Source organism: Pseudomonas sp. App30 (assembly GCF_047947025.1).
Classification (GTDB): Bacteria; Pseudomonadota; Gammaproteobacteria; order Pseudomonadales; family Pseudomonadaceae; genus Aquipseudomonas.
Map to the genome: position 1 here is coordinate 5,631,628 of NZ_CP133165.1, position 17,906 is coordinate 5,649,533.

The 17,906-nt window shown below is 64.3% G+C and carries 16 protein-coding genes; 9 read left to right on the forward strand and 7 right to left on the reverse strand.

The genetic code is table 11. The annotated features are described in order from the left end of the window. Position 1: 1 nt before the first annotated feature. From RAM80_RS25965 to argC, 5 genes are all read right to left on the reverse strand, one after another. Positions 2 to 1,192, reverse strand: coding sequence for a Wadjet anti-phage system protein JetD domain-containing protein (locus tag RAM80_RS25965; protein ID WP_416423252.1), 1,191 nt, complete (start codon positions 1,190 to 1,192; stop codon positions 2 to 4). Continuing rightward, positions 1,189 to 4,569 (reverse strand): ATP-binding protein, encoded by a 3,381-nt coding sequence (locus RAM80_RS25970; RefSeq protein ID WP_416423253.1) that lies wholly within the window; start codon positions 4,567 to 4,569, stop codon positions 1,189 to 1,191. The genes RAM80_RS25965 and RAM80_RS25970 overlap by 4 nt, the downstream gene beginning before the upstream one ends. Beyond that, complete coding sequence (locus tag RAM80_RS25975; protein ID WP_416423254.1) at positions 4,562 to 5,305, reverse strand: DUF4194 domain-containing protein; 744 nt, start codon at positions 5,303 to 5,305, stop codon at positions 4,562 to 4,564. Before RAM80_RS25975 ends, RAM80_RS25970 begins: the two co-directional genes overlap by 8 nt. Beyond that, positions 5,302 to 6,756, reverse strand: coding sequence for a DUF3375 domain-containing protein (locus RAM80_RS25980; RefSeq protein WP_416423255.1), 1,455 nt, complete (start codon positions 6,754 to 6,756; stop codon positions 5,302 to 5,304). Before RAM80_RS25980 ends, RAM80_RS25975 begins: the two co-directional genes overlap by 4 nt. Before the next feature lie 228 nt (positions 6,757 to 6,984). Continuing rightward, a complete protein-coding gene (gene argC / locus RAM80_RS25985; RefSeq protein WP_416423256.1) occupies positions 6,985 to 7,905 on the reverse strand; it encodes an N-acetyl-gamma-glutamyl-phosphate reductase in 921 nt (306 codons plus the stop codon). A 109-nt stretch (positions 7,906 to 8,014) separates the two neighbouring features. On the opposite strand from argC, the gene RAM80_RS25990 reads away from it, so the two are divergent. Then, positions 8,015 to 8,899: a LysR family transcriptional regulator gene (locus RAM80_RS25990; RefSeq protein ID WP_416423257.1), complete on the forward strand. Its 885-nt coding sequence runs from the start codon at positions 8,015 to 8,017 to the stop codon at positions 8,897 to 8,899. Between the two features lie 12 nt (positions 8,900 to 8,911). On the opposite strand, the gene RAM80_RS25995 is transcribed toward RAM80_RS25990, so the two are convergent. Together RAM80_RS25995 and RAM80_RS26000 are read right to left on the reverse strand one after the other, a co-directional pair. Further along, complete coding sequence (locus RAM80_RS25995; RefSeq protein WP_416423258.1) at positions 8,912 to 9,136, reverse strand: hypothetical protein; 225 nt, start codon at positions 9,134 to 9,136, stop codon at positions 8,912 to 8,914. Positions 9,137 to 9,297: 161 nt separating this feature from the next. After that, positions 9,298 to 10,962 carry an electron transfer flavoprotein-ubiquinone oxidoreductase gene (locus RAM80_RS26000; protein ID WP_416423259.1) on the reverse strand — a complete coding sequence of 555 codons (1,665 nt, stop codon included), beginning with the start codon at positions 10,960 to 10,962 and terminating at the stop codon, positions 9,298 to 9,300. Between the two features lie 526 nt (positions 10,963 to 11,488). Between RAM80_RS26000 and RAM80_RS26005 the strand changes: the two genes are divergently transcribed. The 8 genes from RAM80_RS26005 to RAM80_RS26040 all read left to right on the forward strand — a co-directional run bounded on the left by RAM80_RS26005 (position 11,489) and on the right by RAM80_RS26040 (position 17,873). Beyond that, positions 11,489 to 12,238, forward strand: a complete 750-nt coding sequence (locus tag RAM80_RS26005; RefSeq protein ID WP_416423260.1) for an electron transfer flavoprotein subunit beta/FixA family protein — start codon at positions 11,489 to 11,491, stop codon at positions 12,236 to 12,238. Continuing rightward, positions 12,239 to 13,168, forward strand: a complete 930-nt coding sequence (locus RAM80_RS26010; RefSeq protein ID WP_416423261.1) for an electron transfer flavoprotein subunit alpha/FixB family protein — start codon at positions 12,239 to 12,241, stop codon at positions 13,166 to 13,168. A 94-nt stretch (positions 13,169 to 13,262) separates the two neighbouring features. Next, positions 13,263 to 14,078: a substrate-binding periplasmic protein gene (locus RAM80_RS26015; RefSeq protein ID WP_416423262.1), complete on the forward strand. Its 816-nt coding sequence runs from the start codon at positions 13,263 to 13,265 to the stop codon at positions 14,076 to 14,078. Between the two features lie 9 nt (positions 14,079 to 14,087). Continuing rightward, positions 14,088 to 14,441 carry a DUF4398 domain-containing protein gene (locus RAM80_RS26020; RefSeq protein WP_416423263.1) on the forward strand — a complete coding sequence of 118 codons (354 nt, stop codon included), beginning with the start codon at positions 14,088 to 14,090 and terminating at the stop codon, positions 14,439 to 14,441. Continuing rightward, positions 14,438 to 15,256, forward strand: coding sequence for an OmpA family protein (locus RAM80_RS26025; RefSeq protein WP_416423264.1), 819 nt, complete (start codon positions 14,438 to 14,440; stop codon positions 15,254 to 15,256). Before RAM80_RS26020 ends, RAM80_RS26025 begins: the two co-directional genes overlap by 4 nt. Positions 15,257 to 15,452: 196 nt before the next feature. Continuing rightward, positions 15,453 to 16,898: a PLP-dependent aminotransferase family protein gene (locus RAM80_RS26030; protein WP_416423265.1), complete on the forward strand. Its 1,446-nt coding sequence runs from the start codon at positions 15,453 to 15,455 to the stop codon at positions 16,896 to 16,898. A 141-nt stretch (positions 16,899 to 17,039) separates the two neighbouring features. Continuing rightward, positions 17,040 to 17,492, forward strand: a complete 453-nt coding sequence (locus tag RAM80_RS26035) for a translation initiation factor 2 (protein WP_416423266.1) — start codon at positions 17,040 to 17,042, stop codon at positions 17,490 to 17,492. Positions 17,493 to 17,615: 123 nt separating this feature from the next. Continuing rightward, positions 17,616 to 17,873, forward strand: coding sequence for a YkgJ family cysteine cluster protein (locus tag RAM80_RS26040; RefSeq protein ID WP_416423267.1), 258 nt, complete (start codon positions 17,616 to 17,618; stop codon positions 17,871 to 17,873). Positions 17,874 to 17,906: the final 33 nt, after the last annotated feature.

The following is a 17,906-nucleotide window of genomic DNA, read 5'->3' on the forward strand; positions in this document are numbered from 1 at the left end:
ATCAGTCCCCAGCCGATGCTGCCCACTGCTTCAGGGCGTGGTGTACCCAATCTTGCGACAGGCGCTCCTGCTCCAGCCTGCCAATGCCCAGCTGGCCGTTGCGCAGGCTGTCGAACGTTGCACGCTCGGCGGCGCACAGGCCGGTAGTGGGCATTTGTGCCGGGGCGGGTTCCGCGCAGCCGCGCTGGCGATGGCGCGCGAGCGTTTCGCTGTCCATCAACAGCGCCTGCACGTGAGGTTGATGGCGCCGGGCATCGGCCAGTAGCTTGAAACCCCAGGTGTCCAGGTCGCCCCAATAGCCGATGCGTTTGCCCTCCAGCCAGGGCGCCCGCAGCCACGCGGTATTGGCGCCGCCGCCACAGACCGCAATGGTGTCAGGCAGCTCGGGCAGTTCGTACCCTGCCTGCAGGTTTTCCACAACGAGGATGTTGCTGGCAGGCAGCGGGTATTCAAGCAACTGCTCCAAGGGCAACTTCAACAGGCCCAGCCCCGCCAGCCTCACCCTGGCGGTTGTGCACAATGGTTTTACCGTGAGCCAGTTCGACGGGGTGGGCCGGCACCCCAGCCATGCTTCCAGGCCGCCCTGCGCAGACACCTGCTGCCCATGACGTTGGTCCAGCAAGGCAACGATCAGCGCCTGGTTGAGCTCCACGAACTTGGTGTCGACGCCCACCAGGGGTATGGCGCGCAGGTAACGCCCCTGGCCAAGCCCGCGCTGCAGCTGGGGAATGACCGCTGCCAGCAACCGCACGTCTTCGACCGTCAGCCGCTCCAGGGCAACCAGCTGCCTGATCAGCGCAGGGTAAAGGCTTTCATCCAGCGCCAGCAGTGGTTCAAGGCGCACCTCCCACGCCTTGCTGCGGGCGATGGCGTCATCGCCAAGCACCGTGATCAGTTGTTGCACCGAGCCGATGCGCACCACCACGGGGACTTCACATTCGCCCAACTGGCGGAAGCTGCGGTTCACCCAGGTGACAAGGTCTGGCCAGGGCCAACTGCGCCAGGCGTTGATGTAGGCATGAAACTGCCTGATGTCCGCCAGGGCGAGGGAGCCGGAAGGTGGGTTGAGCCTGCACACGATCGGGAATTTGCGCTTGCCTTCCAGGCGCTCGCGTAGCCTGGTGGGATGCTGCCACTCCACCCGGGATAAATGTTCGATGACCTGCTCGGGCATCTTTCCCCACGTCGTCATTCAGTCAACTCCGGCTCGATGCCTAGCGCCGCGGCGTCGGCTTCTGCCTTTGCCGCACGGTGCTGCGCCTGTTGCTGGTCGATTTCTTCCCAGGTCATCTCGCACAGCCGGCTTTCATGGCTGAGCGGGTCGCGCTCGGCAATCAACAGCGAACGCGCCGACTCGCGGGCAAGGTTGAGGTTTTTATAGGGTGTGATCAGGTTGACGTGGATCTGCAGCGCCTTGAACACCTTCAACACCCTGCGGCTCACGGCCTCGGCGGTATTGGAAAAGGCCTCGTCGAGGAACACCGTGCAATAGATAGGCTGCTGGCAGCCGTCCGGCGTCAGCACGTAGGCCAGGCTGGCCGCCACAATGGTGCCGGCGAACGATTCTTTCTCGCCCCCGGACTTGCCGCTGGACGAATCCAGGACATCGCGAATCGACCCATCGGCCTTGTCGATTTCTTCGGCAAAGAACGATAGCTGGTAGCGTGAATCGAGCAGGCGCAGGCTCTCCATAGTGCCTGACGTGGCGGGTTGGGTGGCTTTCTGCAACGTCGTGACCAGCGCCTGCAGTTGCTGGAAGCGAGCATCGTGGTCATCGCTGCCGGCGCGTGCCAGCACGCTGGTGAGTTGCTGGTTGAACGCCTTCACATGCTCGAAAATCTCGCTTCTGCTGCCCAGGCGCAGGTGGCTACCCTGCCTGAACTCGGTACGTTCGAGCACGCTGTTGATCGTGTCGATGCGATCGCGAATGTCCTCGCGTTCAGCGTCGATGGCCTGGCGTATCTGCGCCAGCGATTGTGTGGCGTTGCGGTTGAGGCGTTCGCGGAAGCGCTCCACCAGTTCGGGCAGGCCTTCGTTTTCCAGCTGCCCGAGGTAGTCCAGGTACTCGCCCAGCCCCTCGGTGCCGCTGACCCAATCGTTGGCGATGAGCGGCCATTGGCTCTTGAACGTGGCGACGATGCTGCTGGCTTCATTCGACGCGGTCAGTTCGCTGGCTGCGGTCTTTTCCCTGGCCTTGTCGAGGGCTGTACGCTGCTCTCGCTCAAGGCGGGAGGCATCGTCCAGGGAAGCCATCGGCAACGAGCCGATGCGTTGCGTGAGGATGTCGCGGACATCATCGGTGATGCCTGCCTGGACAATGCCGGACAGGGTCAGCAGCTGGCGCCTGGCCTCGTTGCATTGGCTGGTGGCGCTGCCGATGCTCGTGCCGGTAGACGCTTTGTCGGCGCGAAGGGCCTCGCGCGCGTCAACGGACGTTTGCCACTGCGCCTTGGCCAACCCCAGCTCGCTGCGTGGGTCTTCCAGGGCCTGCAGGTCGGCGGCCAGCGTCTCCATGCGCTGCTGGACCGACAGCACGTCAACGGACGCCCATGGGGTGGTGGCAATCGTTTCCCACCGAGTATTGGTTTCAGCCAAGGCGTCCATGGCGGCACGTGCGTCGGCCACCTGTTGGTTCAGCACCTGCTGCTGCGCCTGCAGGGCTGCTTCATCCGCTTCCAGCGCCTGCAGGCGCGCGTGGTTGTTGAAGCCCAGGCACCAGTTTCGAGGATTGTCGATGGCCTGCTGGTCTTTTTTCTCGAACCTGCCCTTGTCCAGGTGGACCAGGCCCTTGATGGTCATGGAAAAAGGGGTGTCGTCCAGCTGTTGCGTGCTGTCCACGCAGTGCAGGTCGAAGCGTGCCAGGTGGTGTTTCAGCCAGTCCCGGTAGGCGTGGGCGCTCCATTCCAGCTTGCGCAGGTAGCCGTCGGGCTTGAACTGCGCGGCGGCCCCGGCCTGGCCCACTACCTGAACGCGGACGTGCAGGCCGGTGTGCCGGCTGTTGAGCCAACGGGTTACCAGGCGAAAATGCTCGCCGTCCACCAGCAGGGTAGTACGCAGGCCGCCCAGCGCCCGCTCGATGGCGCCGCGCCAGGGCGCATGTTCTTCACGCACGTCCAGCAACTCGCCGACAAAGGGCAGGCGGGTGGCCTCCAGCTGCAGGCTGCCCGCCAGTTCGTCGCGGAGCTTCTGGTACGCAGGATCAATGTTGGAGTTGGGCCGAGCCTTGAGTTCGGCGATGTGCGTGGCCAGCGACTTGGCCTGCGCGCGCGCGGTGGTCATTTGGCTGGCGGAGTCTGCGAAGCTGTCCTGGCTGGCTTCGCGCTGCGCCGGGTAGTCGCTGACGAAAGCTTGCGCCCTGGCCTGATGCTGCTGGAAGCTGTCCGCGCCCAGGGCGTCGGCCTGGCCCAGCGCGCGCAAGGTTTCCTGGTAGTGCACGGCGTTGCGCTGGGTGTCCCCGAAGCGCTGGCGGGCTTGCTGCACGTCGCGCTTGAGCCCCTCCAGCCGCTCGCCGCCCTGGGATTGGTAGGCGTGATAGAGCATCTGCACGCGCTCGTCGGCGTCTACCAATTGGCTGTCCAACTGGTTTTGCTGCGCCAACAACCGGGCCAATTGTGCCTCCAGGTCAGCCAGGCGAATGCTCCACAAACGATGGCATTGCTCTGCAAAATAGATGGGCAGCGCCACCGCTTCTCTGGTCAGGGCGACCAGTTGCAGCCTCGCCTCGGCAAGGTCATTGCTGACCTGCGGCAGGCGCGCCAGGGTATCGCGCTGCCTGCGGGCTTCAGTCAACTCACGGTGGATGCTTACCAGGTCGTCAAACTCGCGCACCGCCAGCCCGGCATGCTCCTTGACGCTGCTGGGCTCCAGCACCAGGTCGCGGATCAGCCCGGTCAGGTCATCGATTTTCTTCAACCCCAAGGCCCGTGAAAGCAGGGCCGGGGCGTTGCGGTTTTCCATGCGCAGCAGGCGGGTGAAGGCTTCCTGGTACTCGGTAAACGTGGCGAACCACTCAAGCCCTGGCGTCTCGCCCAGATGTTGCTTGAGTGCCCGAACATCGCCCTCGCCAAATTGATGCAGTATTTCTTCCAGTGTGACAGGGCGTTTGCCGATGATGAACAGGCGTTTCAGGCTGTCCGCCGCATTGCTTGCCTGGGTGGTCCAGAACAGCGTGGCCAGCACTATCTCGGAGCCGTCGTCGCCCTTGTAGCAGGCCCGCAGCGCACTGGCGGTGGCGCCGGGGCGCTTGAGCAGTGAGGCGGTGTCATTGCCGTCATGCACCTTGCCGTAGTTGCCGCGAATGTACGACATCAGCGTGCGGTCGGTGCGGTCGCCCTGGGCGGCGGCGATGTTGAACGAAGCTTTGCTGGGCGGCAGCAGCAATGCCATCAGGCCGTCGATCAGGGTAGATTTCCCGGCACCGTTGTCGCCGGTGATCAGGGTGCCGTCAGGGTTGATCAGCGCGGTGTGCAGGCCGTGGAACGAGCCCCAGTTGTAGACCGAAAGCTCGGCCAGACGGATCTGCCCGGTGCCAAACAAATCACCAGGCTGCACGGCATCATGCTCATTCATCGTTATTCTCCTCGGCAGGTGCTGCGGCATCGGGCCCCGCCAGGCGCTGGTATTCGACCAGCAGGCGGTCCAGGAAGTCGGCATTCACCACGTAGCGAATAACCGGGGTCACTTCGAAACGGTCGTTGTCACCGCGTACCGTGCTGATCAGGCGTTTTTCGAGCAGGAACTTGGTCGCGCCACTCAACGAGCGGCGCTCGCCGCGCGTACTTTGAGTCAAGGGCAGGAAGGGTGTCATCAAAGCCTCGATCTGCTCGGTAGCGATGATGATGCGTTGCTCGCCGGCGGTTTCGCGCTCCTGGTAGTACTTGCGCAGCACCAGCAACAGCAAGGTGTCGTACAGGGTCAGGGTGCGTTTGTTGACCATCGAATACTGTTCGTCGGAGTCCGTGTCGTCGAGGTCGTCGTCCTGCTGCAGGAGGATGGCGATGCCCGCGCGGCGGTCGAGGATCAGGTGCAGGAACATCCGCGCCAGGTGCTGGGTGATGGCTGTTTCATGCAGGCACAGTGCGTCGTAGGCCAGGCGCTTCTGGCTGGCCATGACCACGCCCTGGCGCAACAGCAGGACCATCGCCCGGCGGGCTTCCACTGGCATCTCGCTATCGGCGTGGCCCTGCGCCTGCTGCGTTGCAGCGGGCTCATCCGCGGCTTCAAGGGGCGATTCATCTTCTGCTTCGGCGGGGCGAAAGCGGTCGAACAGCGACGAGCCCTGCAGGTTTTTTTCTTCCTGGCTCATAAACCCAGGTCCTCCGGCTTGTCGGGAAAGTTGTCGGCGGCCATCAACAAGTAAGGCACCCGTACGTTGATGCGCTGGCCTGTCCGATCGGTTACGCCGACGCTTTCGCAGCTATCGAGCTCCACGGCCTTGGTGGCCTTGGCGATTCGCACGTAGGCCACCAGCTCCTCCAGGCCGCTGGTGACCGGGCGGTGCGCGGCCACCTGGGCCACTGACAGGGGGCCGTGGCGGGCCAGCAGGGCCCGTAGCGCTTCTGCCAGTTCCAGCACCTTCACGCTGTCGAGATGGTCGAGCATGCCTTGGCTCGCTGCGGTGGCGTTGCGGGTGACGGCCACGTCGCGGGTGTCGACGCGCTCCTCCGGCAAGCGCAGGTGGAGGCTGGAAGGGGAATGCACCTTGAAACTACCCGTGGGAATGGGCAGGGCGATGGGCTGGCGGAAGTTGAGGTCCAGTTCCTTGAACCCCACCGCCAGGCGTTCAAGTTGCCGCAAGGTGCGTTCCACCGCGCGGCGCTCCTGTTGTGCGCCGCTTTCAACGAAGGCCCGCAGGCTTTCCTCGGTGCGGCGTCGTACCAGGAATATTCGTTCGCTTTCCTTGCTCAGCTCCCGTACCAGATGGCCGAGGTACCGGACTTCGTCGCGCTCAAGGTGGTGCGCGGCCGGCCGCGCCAGGATCGAGCGGATCTGTTCGCGAAATTCGACGATGCGGTTCTGGTCGCACAACAGCCGGTAGAAGCCATCGAAGGCCCGGCCCGCATCGGTCTGCAGCAGCTGGTCTTCATGCTTGAGCAAGGCTTCCACCACCTCGCCGCGGCCTGACTCGGATTCGATCATGCGCACGCGCAGGGTCTGGTCGAGTTGGCGGATCTCGTCTTCGAGACGACGGAAATCGCCGGTGAGCACGGCGGCCAGGTGATACAGGCCACGGATGCGTTCGCGTTGCTCGGCGTCGTTGAGTTGAGTCAGCTCGCCCCGGCGCAGTTGCTCTATCTGCAGGTCCAGCTCGTCGCGGCGGGCCTGCAGCAGGGTGATGCGTTCCTTGGGGTCCGGGCTCAGCGCAGTGGCCAGGTCACGCACCGCGTCCTGGACGATCCGCAGGTGCGAGGCGGTGGCGCTGCTGTCGCGGTGTTCGAGGCTTTGCGCGAAGCGCATGGCCAGTTCGAAAGCGTCGGTGCGGGTCAGCTGGTCATCGTGTTCGCGCAGCCAGCCGGCGTGAATCCAGTTGCGCAGATGAATGCCGGCATTGTCCTGCAGGCCGTACAGTTCCTGCCACAGGGGCAGCTCTGTTTCCAGCGCCACCCGTGCCTTGCCGAACGGCACTTCGCGGTCTTCGTGGAACAGGTCATTGATGAACGCCAGGATGATGGGGGCATGATCCGCGTGCAGCAATCGCCAGGCGGCGTGTTCGGAAAAAAGTCGTCGATACCGGGCTTGTTGCTCATGCACGGACATGGTCGTTCCCTATCGTGATTGCCAGGGCAAAAAGTGCGCTGCAACCGCAACTATGGACCAGCCTTTAGCGCGACGTTGTAGGAGAACGATTAAGTGGTATGGAGAAATTTCCGAGACGTGTTACCAAACTCGAGTGCGCCGCGCCTGTAGCAGCGGCCGCGAGGCCGCGTCTTGCACGCCGTGGTGTGCCTGGTGCTAGCAGGAGCAAGACGCCGCCTGCGGCAGCTGCTACGGGGTTTGGTTGATCATCAGGTTGAGGTTTTGCACGGCCGCGCCGGCGGCGCCCTTGCCGAGGTTGTCGAAGACCGCCGCCAGCAGCACGTGCTGGCCGTGTTCGAAGACCATCAGGCGCAGGTCGTCGGTGCCGTTGAGCACCTGCGGGTCGAGCAGGGCGAGGGCCTTGCTGTCGGCCAGGGGCATGACGCTGACGTGGCGTTGGCCGGCGTAGTGGTCGGCCAGGCACTGGTGCAGCTGCTGGGCAGAGGCCTTGAGCAGGTGCAGTTGCAGTGGGATGGTCAGCACGATGCCCTGGCGGAACGCGCCGTATGCCGGCACGAACACCGGGCGGTGCAGCAGGCCGCTGTGCTGGGCGATCTCCGGCACGTGCTTGTGGGCCAGGCCCAGGCCGTAGACCTGGAACGGCGGCGCCTGGGTGGCGTTCTCGCCTTCGTACTCATCCACCCCGGCGCGGCCCTTGCCCGAGTAGCCCGAGACCGCGTTGATGCTGATCGGGTAGTCCACCGGCAGCAGGCCGGCCTGCAGCAGCGGGCGCAGTAGGCCGATGGCGCCGGTGGGGTAGCAACCCGGGTTGCTGACGCGGGTGGCGGTGCGGATGGCCTGGGCCTGGGCGCTGCCCATTTCCGCGAAGCCGTAGGTCCAGCCGGCCTGGGTGCGGTGGGCGGAGCTGGCGTCGATCACCCGCACCGACGGGTTGTGGATGCTGGCCACGGCTTCGCGAGCGGCGTCGTCGGGCAGGCACAGGATGGCCAGGTCGCAGGCGTTGATGGCTTCGGCGCGGTGGTGCGGGTCCTTGCGAAAGCGTGGGTCCAGGCGCAGCAGTTGCAGGTCGGTGCGGTGCCGCAGCCGCTGGTGAATCTGCAGGCCGGTGGTGCCCTGGTCGCCGTCGATGAAAATCAGTGGGGTGCTCATGTTTCGCTGCTCGCAAGAAGTAACTGCCGCTATCTTCGATTCATCGGTAGTATAGGGAAAGTTGAATTTGGCAACGGCCACGTTCAGTTTTACTGAAGGTTAACAAAGCATGCGTGAAATCAGCCTGGACCGCCTGCGTACCCTGGTGGTGATCGCCGACCTGGGGTCGTTCGCGGAAGCGGCGAGGGCGCTGAACCTGGCGCCGCCCACGGTCAGCCTGCACATTGCCGACCTGGAGGCGCGGGTGGGCGGGGCGTTGTTGTCACGGGCGCGCGGGCGGGTGCTGCCCACGGCCATCGGCGAGACGCTGGTGGAGCGTGCCCGGCGGCTGTTGCTGGATGCGCAGCAGGCGCTGGAGGATGTGCAGCGCCAGGTGCAGGGGCTGGCGGGCCGGGTGCGCCTGGGCGCGTCCACCGGGGCGATTGCGCAGCTGCTGCCCCAGGCCCTGGAAACCTTGGGCCAGCGCCACCCCGGCATCGACGTGCAGGTGGCGGTGCTGACGTCCCAGGAAACCCTGCGGCAGCTGACCGCCGGTACGTTGGACATCGGCCTGATTGCCTTGCCGCAGTTGCCGGTCAAGGGCGTGCAGATCCAGCCTTGGCGCCGCGACCCGGTGATGGCGTTCCTGCCGGCGGCCTGGCAGGTGCCCGACGTCGTCACGCCAGCCTGGCTGGCCGCGCAGCCGCTGATCCTCAACGACAGCACCACGCGGCTGTCGCGGCTCACCGCCGAATGGTTCGCCAGTGACAGCCAGCAACCCACGCCGCGTATTCAGCTCAACTACAACGATGCGATCAAGAGCCTGGTGGCGGCGGGCTACGGCGCCACGCTGCTGCCCCACGAGGCGTCCACGCCGCTGCCGGACGCGCGCATGCTGATGCGGCCGTTGCAGCCCGAATTGTCCCGGCAATTGGGCATCGTTCATCGTGCCGGTGAAGTCGAAAGGGCGACCCGGCATGTGCTGGAAGTGTTGTGGGCGTTGCAGGTGGAGTAGCGGTGTGGCGGGTCAGGCGACCTTGGCGATGTTGCGGGCCACGCCACGCAAATCGGTTACCGAGGCGGCCAGGCCGCTGAGGTGGCGCTCAATGTAATCGATGTCGGCGGAGTTGTCGGCGTAGGTGGAGTGGCGCAGGAACAGCGCGTGGCCTTGCAGCATGCGTGACAGCGCTTCCAGGTGGGCGGCGGTGTGTTCCAGGTCGTCCTGGATGGTGCCCAGGCGTTCGATGTGCATGGTAATGACTCCGATACTGAAGGCCGTGATTCACTCACTGCCCTGATGCCTTTTCTATCGGCAGGGGCGGGGCGAACTCCAGTAAATTCGGGTATCGGAAGCATTTCGGCGGTGTATGGCGCCTGACACGAATGATGTCATGGCGCCATGCATGGGCCGGATTACATGTTCGGGTAGGTGGGGCCGCCGCCGCCTTCCGGGGTCACCCAGGTGATGTTCTGCGAAGGGTCCTTGATGTCGCAGGTCTTGCAGTGCACGCAGTTCTGGGCGTTGATCTGGAAGCGCTTCTCGCCGTCTTCCTGGGTGATGACTTCGTACACGCCCGCCGGGCAGTAGCGCTGCGCCGGTTCATCGTAGAGCGGCAGGTTGGTGCTGATCGGGATGCTCGGGTCCTTCAGCTTCAGGTGGCAGGGTTGTTCCTCTTCATGGTTGGTGCTGGAGAGGAATACCGAGCTCAGCTTGTCGAAGCTCAGCTTGCCGTCGGGCTTGGGATAGTCGATTTTCTTCGAGTCCTTCGCCAGCTTCATGCACGCGTAGTCGGGCTTGGTGTCGTGCAGGGTGAAGGGGATCTTGCCGCCGAAGATGTTCTGGTCGATGTAGTTGAACGCACCGCCCAGCACCGCGCCCCACTTGTGGATGGCGGGGCCGAAGTTGCGGCTGGCGAACAGCTCTTCATACAGCCAGCTGGCCTTGAAACCGTCGACGTAGCCGGTCAGCAGGTCGCCGCCCTCGGCGCCGGCCAGCAGCTTTTCGGCCACCGCGTCGGCGGCCAGCATGCCGGACTTCATGGCGGTGTGGCTGCCCTTGATCTTGGCGAAGTTCAGGGTGCCCAGGTCGCAGCCGATCAGCGCGCCGCCGTTGAAGACCATCTTCGGCAGCGAGTTCAGGCCGCCCTTGCAGATGGCACGGGCGCCGTAGCTGATGCGCTTGCCGCCTTCCAGGTACTGGCTGATGACCGGGTGGTGCTTGAGGCGCTGGAACTCGTCGAACGGCGACAGGTACGGGTTGCCGTAGGACAGGTCGACGATCAGGCCGACAACGACCTGGTTGTTTTCCAGGTGGTAGAGGAACGAGCCACCGGTGTTCTCGGTGCCCATGATGTCCATCGGCCAGCCGGCGGTGTGCACCACCAGGCCCTGCTCGTGCTTGGCCGGGTCGACTTCCCAGATTTCCTTCAGGCCGATGCCGTAGTGCTGGGCGTCGGCGTCGCTGTCCAGGTTGAAACGCTTGATCAGTTGCTTGCCGATGTGCCCGCGGCAGCCTTCGGCGAACAGTGTGTACTTGCCACGCAGTTCCATGCCGGGGGTGTACATGCCGTCTTTCGGGTGGCCTTCGCGGTCCACGCCCATGTCGCCGGTGAGGATGCCGCGCACGGTGCCGTTTTCGTCGATCAGCGCTTCCTGGGCAGCGAAGCCTGGGTACACTTCCACGCCCAGGTTCTCGGCCTGCTGGGCCAGCCAGCGGCACAGGTTGCCCAGGGAGATGATGTAGTTGCCTTCGTTGTGCATGGTCTTGGGCACGAACGCGCCGGGCACCTTGCTGGCGCTCTCGGCGTTTTTCAGCACGTAGATGTCATCGCGCTTGACCGGGGTGTTCAGCGGCGCGCCCAGCTCTTTCCAATCCGGGAACAGCTCGTTCAGCGCGCGGGGTTCGAACACCGCGCCGGAGAGAATGTGGGCGCCTACCTCGGAGCCTTTTTCCACCACGCAGACGCTGATTTCCTGGCCCGCTGCAGCAGCTTTCTGCTTCAGGCGGCAGGCGGCGGACAGGCCAGCGGGGCCGGCCCCGACGATGACCACGTCGAATTCCATGTATTCGCGTTCCACAGGTTCTCTCCTACTCAAGGCTCACAGTTTTTTCTAATGGCGTTGCGCTTTCTGGCGTGGGGTGCGGTGTAGCACACCCGTGGACGCACTACAGGGCAATCTCTTTGGCCGCGCATTATATCTACACCACCGGCAGGGTCCAATACAAACGTTTGTTTGAATTTGTCCCAGGCCAGTAAATTCGCTGGGGGCGGGGGCATGACCGACGGGTTCCGGTTGTTGACCGGTCCGGGCGTAGCGGTCAAGATACGGGCGGTTTTGCATTTGCCGCAGGTTGTCCTGAGGCTGCAAGAGCATCTCTAAAAGCCAGGCCAGAGCCGCGCAGGCACGCCTTGCCCCTGTTGTAGTGGAGTTTACACGTCGCCACCGCCCGTGACTGCCCGGTTTTGCCGCTAAGTCATTGAATTCAGGGAGCAATGCTAAATTAAGCGGGCTCGCCGTCGTTTTTAAAGGTGCCCTTGTGCCCACTGAGCATCGCCTGGCCTGCCGGGCGACATTCTTTTCACCGGAGAGTAACGAGGAATCCATGAAGGTTCTTGTAGCTGTCAAACGAGTGGTCGACTACAACGTCAAGGTCCGTGTCAAAGCGGACAACTCCGGCGTCGATCTCGCCAACGTCAAGATGTCCATGAACCCCTTCTGCGAAATCGCCGTGGAAGAGGCCGTGCGTCTGAAAGAGAAGGGCGTCGCGTCTGAAATCGTCGTCGTCACCATTGGCCCGGCCACTGCGCAGGAACAACTGCGTACCGCCCTGGCCCTGGGCGCCGACCGCGCCATCCTGGTGGAAGCCGCCGAAGAACTGAACTCCCTGGCCGTGGCCAAGCTGCTCAAGGCCGTTGTCGACAAGGAACAGCCTCAGCTGGTGATCCTGGGCAAACAGGCCATCGACAGCGACAACAACCAGACCGGCCAGATGCTGGCGGCGCTGACCGGCTTCGGCCAGGGCACCTTCGCCTCCAAGGTGGACGTGGCTGGCGACAAGGTCAATGTCACCCGTGAAATCGACGGCGGCCTGCAGACCGTTGCGCTGAACCTGCCCGCCATCGTCACCACCGACCTGCGTCTGAACGAGCCTCGCTACGCTTCGCTGCCTAACATCATGAAGGCCAAGAAGAAGCCGCTGGAAACCGTGACCCCGGACGCCCTGGGTGTTTCCGTGGCTTCCACCAACAAGACCATCAAGGTTGAAGCCCCGGCTGCCCGCAGCGCTGGCATCAAGGTCAAGTCGGTTGCAGAACTGGTCGAGAAACTGAAAAACGAAGCGAAGGTAATCTAAATGACTATCCTGGTTATCGCTGAACACGAGAATGGTGCCGTAGCCCCGGCTACCCTGAACACCGTCGCAGCTGCCGCGAAAATCGGTGGTGATGTGCATGTGCTGGTGGCTGGCCAAGGCGTTGGCGCCGTGGCTGAAGCTGCCGCCAAGATTGCCGGCGTGGCAAAAGTGCTGGTGGCCGACAACGCCGCCTACGCGCACTTCCTGCCGGAAAACGTCGCGCCGCTGGTGGTCGAGTTGGCCAAGGCCTACAGCCACGTGCTGGCCCCGGCTACCTCGAACGGCAAGAACGTGCTGCCGCGCGTCGCTGCCCAGCTGGACGTCGACCAGATCTCCGAGATCATCTCGGTGGAATCGGCTGACACCTTCAAGCGTCCGATCTACGCCGGCAACGCCATTGCCACCGTGCAATCGAACGCTGCCATCAAGGTCATCACCGTGCGCGCCACCGGCTTCGACGCCGTTGCCGCCGAAGGTGGCTCGGCTGCCATCGAAGCCGTGGGCGCTGCCCATGATGCCGGCAAATCGGCGTTCGTTGGCGAAGAGCTGGCCAAATCCGACCGCCCTGAGCTGACCGCTGCCAAGATCGTCGTTTCCGGCGGCCGCGGCATGCAGAACGGCGACAACTTCAAGCACCTGTACGCCCTGGCCGACAAGCTGGGCGCCGCCGTCGGTGCCTCGCGCGCCGCCGTGGACGCAGGCTTCGTGCCCAACGACATGCAGGTCGGCCAGACCGGCAAGATCGTTGCGCCACAGCTGTACATCGCCGTCGGTATCTCCGGCGCGATCCAGCACCTGGCGGGAATGAAGGACTCCAAGGTGATCGTTGCGATCAACAAGGACGAAGAGGCGCCGATCTTCCAGGTGGCCGACTACGGCCTGGTGGCTGACCTGTTCGAAGCGGTGCCCGAGTTGGAAAAGCTGGTCTGATCCAGCTGCTTCACTTATAAAAGAGCCCGGTCCGATGACCGGGCTTTTTTATGTGTGGAAGTTGGAAGGATTAACGATGAAGCGAGCCTTGAGAATGGGCGCCTGGGCAATCGCCATGTTGCTGCCCACCCTGGCCAGCGCCGCCGGCACCTGCGAGCGCCTGGTGGCCACCGGCAGCCCGGATGCGCAGCCCTTTTCGTGGCGCGACCCGGATGACCCCACCCACCTGATCGGCGCCAACGTCGACCAGCTCAAGCGCATTGGCGACGAGCTGGGCATCAAGATCGACGTGCTGTACAGCGGCCGCCGCTCCCAGGCCCTGGAAGAGGTGCGCAGCGGGCGCATGGACCTGCTGGTGGACGCCCCGATGGCCTTCGACCAGTTGGAAACCCTGGACTACATCCACCCGCGCATGGCGCTCAACGATTACCTGGTGTGGACCCGCAAGGGCTCGGCAATGGTCTACCACACCGTGGGCGACCTGCACGGCCATGCCGGCGCGGTGTCGGCGCGGGCGCGCCTGGGTGCCTCGTTCAAGCGCTTCGCCGACGAGAACCTGAGCCTGACCGCCGCCGAGTCGCTGACCGCGGCCTTCCAGCAATTGATGCTGGGCAAGGTCGAGTACGTGGTAGCGGGGCGCTACGCCGGCCAGGCCGTGTCCCAGACCCTGGGGCTGGGTAATGACGTGGTCGCCCACGAGACACCGTTGGACCGCCCGGGGCTGTACCTGGCGCTGTCGCACAATTCGGCCTGCAATGACCCCTGGCTGCGCGGACAGTTGGCGAAAAAGATGACAGAATTGCCCGCGTCCGGCCAAGCCGAGGCGGTGCTGCAGCGTAATGTCGAACGGTGGAAGGCGAGCTTGCAGCAACCGCGCGTGCCGCAACCGGCCAGTGCCCCAAACCAGTAGGGAATCCGTGTGAGAATTCAAGCTTTGACCGCCGTCGTGGCGGTGCTGGCCCTGGCCGGGTGTGCCAGCGACCCGGCCCCCGTCGAGCAACTGCGCCTGACCGAGCAGGCCGTGGACCAGGCGCGTGCCGTGGGTGCCACCGATGAGGTGGATGAGATGAAACTGGCCAGCGACAAGCTCGCCAGCGCCCTGGCCGCCAACGGCAGCCAATCGTACCGCCAGGCCCGCCTGCTGGCCGAGCAGGCCGAACTGGACGCACGCCTGGCCGAGGCCCGGGTGCTCACCGAGAAGAGCCAGGAGCAGCTGACCCAGGTCAACACCCGTATCGTGCGCCTGCACAAGCAGCTGGGGGAAGTGCAATGAGCCTGTCTACACGCGTGGGCGGTGGCCTGATTGCCCTGGGTTGCCTGGGCCTGTTCGGTTGTGCCAGCCATGCCGGTGCGCCAGCGGTGACTTTGCAGCAGGCCAGCGCCAGCTTCCAGACGGTCAAGGACGATGCCGACGTGCTGCGTGCCGCGCCGCGCGACGTGATCCGCGCCGGCGAGTCGCTGTCGCGTGCCGAGCGCCTGGCCAACTACTGGGGCAGTGGCGACGACGTGGCGCAGTACGCCTACCTCAGCCAGCGCTACAGCGAGATCGCCCGCGAGCACACCCAACTGGTGCTGAACAAGGAAAAACTCGCCAAGCAGGACCTGGAGCGCCAGCGCCTGCAGCTGGCCCTGCGTGAGTCCAAGCTCAACAGCGTGCAGCAGCAGGGCAAGGCGCTTGAAGAGCAGTTCGTCAGCATGGCCACCACCGAGACCGACCGCGGCCTGGTGCTGACCCTGGGCGACGTGCTGTTCGACAGCGGCGAGGCGGACCTGAAGCCGTCGGCCAACCGCATGATTCTCAAGCTGGTGCAGTTCCTGCAACTCAACCCCAAGCGCGTGGTGCGCATCGAGGGCTACACCGACAACACTGGCGACAGCGACTTCAACCTGGGGCTGTCCAAGGACCGCGCGCAGACCGTGGCCGACACCCTGGTAGACCTGGGCATCGACGACAAGCGCATCCAGGTGCAGGGTTATGGCGACCAGTACCCCGTGGAAGCCAACGCGTCGGAGCGGGGCAGGGCGATGAACCGCCGTGTCGAGATCGTGTTCTCCGACGAGAAGGGCGTGCTCGGCGCCGCCCGCTGAACCACCCGTAGCAGCGGCCACAGGCCGCGTCCGGCCGCGCCGCGCCAGGTAAGGCGTGCGCGGTGAGGCTGGACGCGGCCTGTGGCCGCTGCTACGGGGGCATAATCCCCTCGCAATCGCGCAACTGTCCCCGTACACTTTTCAACTGTTCCGGTACTAAAATCAAAAAACCGCCTGATCAGTCGAGAAGCCCCGCATGACCAGTCTTCTGCTCTACCAGCGCATCGCTCAGCAACTGGCCGAGGATATACGCCGTGGCGTCTACCAGCCGGGGGAGCGGGTGCCGTCGGTGCGCAAGATGAGTTCGCAGCTCAACGTGAGCCATGCCACGGTGCTGCAGGCCTACGCCAACCTCGAGGATCAGGGGCTGATCCGCGCCCGGCCGCAGTCGGGCTACTACGTGCACCAGACCCCGGCGCTGACCGCGCCGACCCCGGACATCGCCCGCGTGGAGCGGCCGGGCCTGGTGACCCGGGCCAGCATCATCCAGCAGGTGCTGGTGGAGTCGCGCCGCGAAGGGGTGTTCCCGCTGGGGGCTGCCGTGCCCCACGTGGACTATTTGCCGGTGCGCGCCCTGCACCAGCAGATCGCCAAGGTCACGCGTTTCCATAGTCCGCGGGCGTTCAGCTACATGTTCAGCCCCGGTTTCGAGCCGCTGCGCCGGCAGGTGGCGATTCGTATGCGCGACGCCGGCGTGGTGGTCGACCCTTCCGAGGTGGTGATCACCCATGGCTGCGTGGATGCGCTGCAGATGTCCCTGCGCGTGCTGACCCGCCCCGGCGACCTGATCGCCGCCGAATCGCCTACCTATTATGGCCTGTTACAACTGGCTGACCTGCTGGGCCTGAAGGTCATCGAGATTCCCAGCGACCCCTCCACGGGTATCAGCCTGGAAGCCTTGCAGCTGGCGGCCAACCAGTGGTCGATCAAGTCCCTGGTGCTGACCCCGCGGCTGAGCAACCCGCTGGGCGGCACCATGCCCGAAGAGCGCATGAAGCAGCTGTTGCGCCTGGCCTCGGACTTCGATATCCAGATCGTCGAGGATGATATCTATGGCGAGCTGATGTTCGAGCAGGGCAAGACCAAGGCGCTCAAGGCCTACGACCGCCTGGGCCACGTGATCTACTGTTCCAGTTTCTCCAAGACCTTGTCGCCTGGCGTGCGCATCGGCTGGATGATCGCCGGCAAGTACCAGGCGGAAATCCAGCGGCTGCAGACCTTCACCACCCATTCGGCGTGCAGCGTGACGCAGATGGGCATCGCCAGCTACCTGGAAAACGGCGGTTACGACCGCCACCTGCGCTACATCCGCCATGAATACCGCAAGAACCTCAGCGCTTATCAGCTGGCCGTGCAGCAGTACTTCCCCGATGGCACGCAGATCACCCGGCCGCTGGGTGGCTTCATCCTCTGGGTGAGCCTGCCGGGGCGGGTCAATACCCAGGAATTGCACGTGCGGGCGCTGGAGCAGGGTATCAGCATTGCTCCCGGCCTGATCTTCAGCAACACCGAGCAATTCAACCACTGCATCCGCCTGAACTGCGGCATGCCGTGGAACAAGGAGGCGGAGCGGGCGCTGATGACCCTGGGCCTGCTGGCAGGGCAACTGTGCCAGGAGGTGGCGAGCGGCCAGTTTTACTAAGGATTTACGTTCTGTTACCGCTCGGGGACTTGCCAGCGAGCCCTCTAGCGGGGAGCATATAGCCTTGTGCTGCCATTTCTGCCTGTGTCTATGAATGCCTTGCGTTGTATCGGACTGCTTGTGCTGTGCCTGGGATCGGGCATGGCGTGTGCGCAATCGTTACCCTCCACCGAACCTTTTCCGTTGCTGGCCCAGGCGGACGGCGCGCACGCGGCCGTGAAGAAGGCGCCGGTGAAGAAGGCTGCGCCCGTGGTCAAGAAGCCGGTGGCCAAGGCCAAGCCGGTGAAGAAGCCGGTCGCCAGCAAGACCAAGGCACGCAAGGACGCCGATGCCGTGGCGGCCGACCTGCCCAAGGCGAAGCTGGACCTGTCCTTGCCCAAGGCCATGGTCAACACGCTGGAGCCTGCGAAGAAAACCGAGGCCCAGGCCCCAGCCAGGGATCAGGCGCTGCTGCCGTCCTATTTCGACGAAAAGAAAACCGAGGACTTCCAGCTCAACGGTCGCTTGCTCAGCAACGAACTGCAGCTGCAGCGGCGCAACGAAAACACCCGCGAAGTGGAAGGCGCGGCGCTGGATTTCCAATTCAAGCAGTAATCGGACGGGCGGTTGGCAGCATCGCCCTGTCGAAAATCCTTCCGGGCCAATTTCAAACGCCTGTTTAAGCGGTTACTATCCCCCTACACCCGATTCATTGCCTGACGTGAGGTTCGTGTCGTCATGATGTGCCGTGAAGGCTGTGGCGCCTGCTGCATAGCCCCTTCCATCTCTTCTCCCATTCCGGGCATGCCCAACGGCAAGCCTGCCGGCGAGCGCTGCGTGCAGCTCGATGCGCGCAACCTGTGCCAGCTGTTCGGCCGCCCGGAGCGCCCCGCGGTGTGTGGCGGGTTCCAGGCGGACCCGGAAGTGTGCGGCGAGACGGACGCCCAGGCGATACAGTTGCTGGGGTGGTGGGAGCAGATGACATCTGTAGCCTGACGGGCGGTGAGGGCGGTGTACCTTCTGGACTAT

Bases quoted from the DNA above. Each gene is read 5' to 3' on its own strand.
- RAM80_RS25965 (WP_416423252.1), bottom strand. From the start codon at position 1,192: ATGACGACGTGGGGAAAGATGCCCGAGCAGGTCATCGAACATTTATCC.
- RAM80_RS25970 (WP_416423253.1), bottom strand. From the start codon at position 4,569: ATGAATGAGCATGATGCCGTGCAGCCTGGTGATTTGTTTGGCACCGGG.
- RAM80_RS25975 (WP_416423254.1), bottom strand. From the start codon at position 5,305: ATGAGCCAGGAAGAAAAAAACCTGCAGGGCTCGTCGCTGTTCGACCGC.
- RAM80_RS25980 (WP_416423255.1), bottom strand. From the start codon at position 6,756: ATGTCCGTGCATGAGCAACAAGCCCGGTATCGACGACTTTTTTCCGAA.
- argC (WP_416423256.1), bottom strand. From the start codon at position 7,905: ATGAGCACCCCACTGATTTTCATCGACGGCGACCAGGGCACCACCGGC.
- RAM80_RS25990 (WP_416423257.1), top strand. From the start codon at position 8,015: ATGCGTGAAATCAGCCTGGACCGCCTGCGTACCCTGGTGGTGATCGCC.
- RAM80_RS25995 (WP_416423258.1), bottom strand. From the start codon at position 9,136: ATGCACATCGAACGCCTGGGCACCATCCAGGACGACCTGGAACACACC.
- RAM80_RS26005 (WP_416423260.1), top strand. From the start codon at position 11,489: ATGAAGGTTCTTGTAGCTGTCAAACGAGTGGTCGACTACAACGTCAAG.
- RAM80_RS26010 (WP_416423261.1), top strand. From the start codon at position 12,239: ATGACTATCCTGGTTATCGCTGAACACGAGAATGGTGCCGTAGCCCCG.
- RAM80_RS26015 (WP_416423262.1), top strand. From the start codon at position 13,263: ATGGGCGCCTGGGCAATCGCCATGTTGCTGCCCACCCTGGCCAGCGCC.
- RAM80_RS26025 (WP_416423264.1), top strand. From the start codon at position 14,438: ATGAGCCTGTCTACACGCGTGGGCGGTGGCCTGATTGCCCTGGGTTGC.
- RAM80_RS26030 (WP_416423265.1), top strand. From the start codon at position 15,453: ATGACCAGTCTTCTGCTCTACCAGCGCATCGCTCAGCAACTGGCCGAG.
- RAM80_RS26035 (WP_416423266.1), top strand. From the start codon at position 17,040: ATGGCGTGTGCGCAATCGTTACCCTCCACCGAACCTTTTCCGTTGCTG.
- RAM80_RS26040 (WP_416423267.1), top strand. From the start codon at position 17,616: ATGATGTGCCGTGAAGGCTGTGGCGCCTGCTGCATAGCCCCTTCCATC.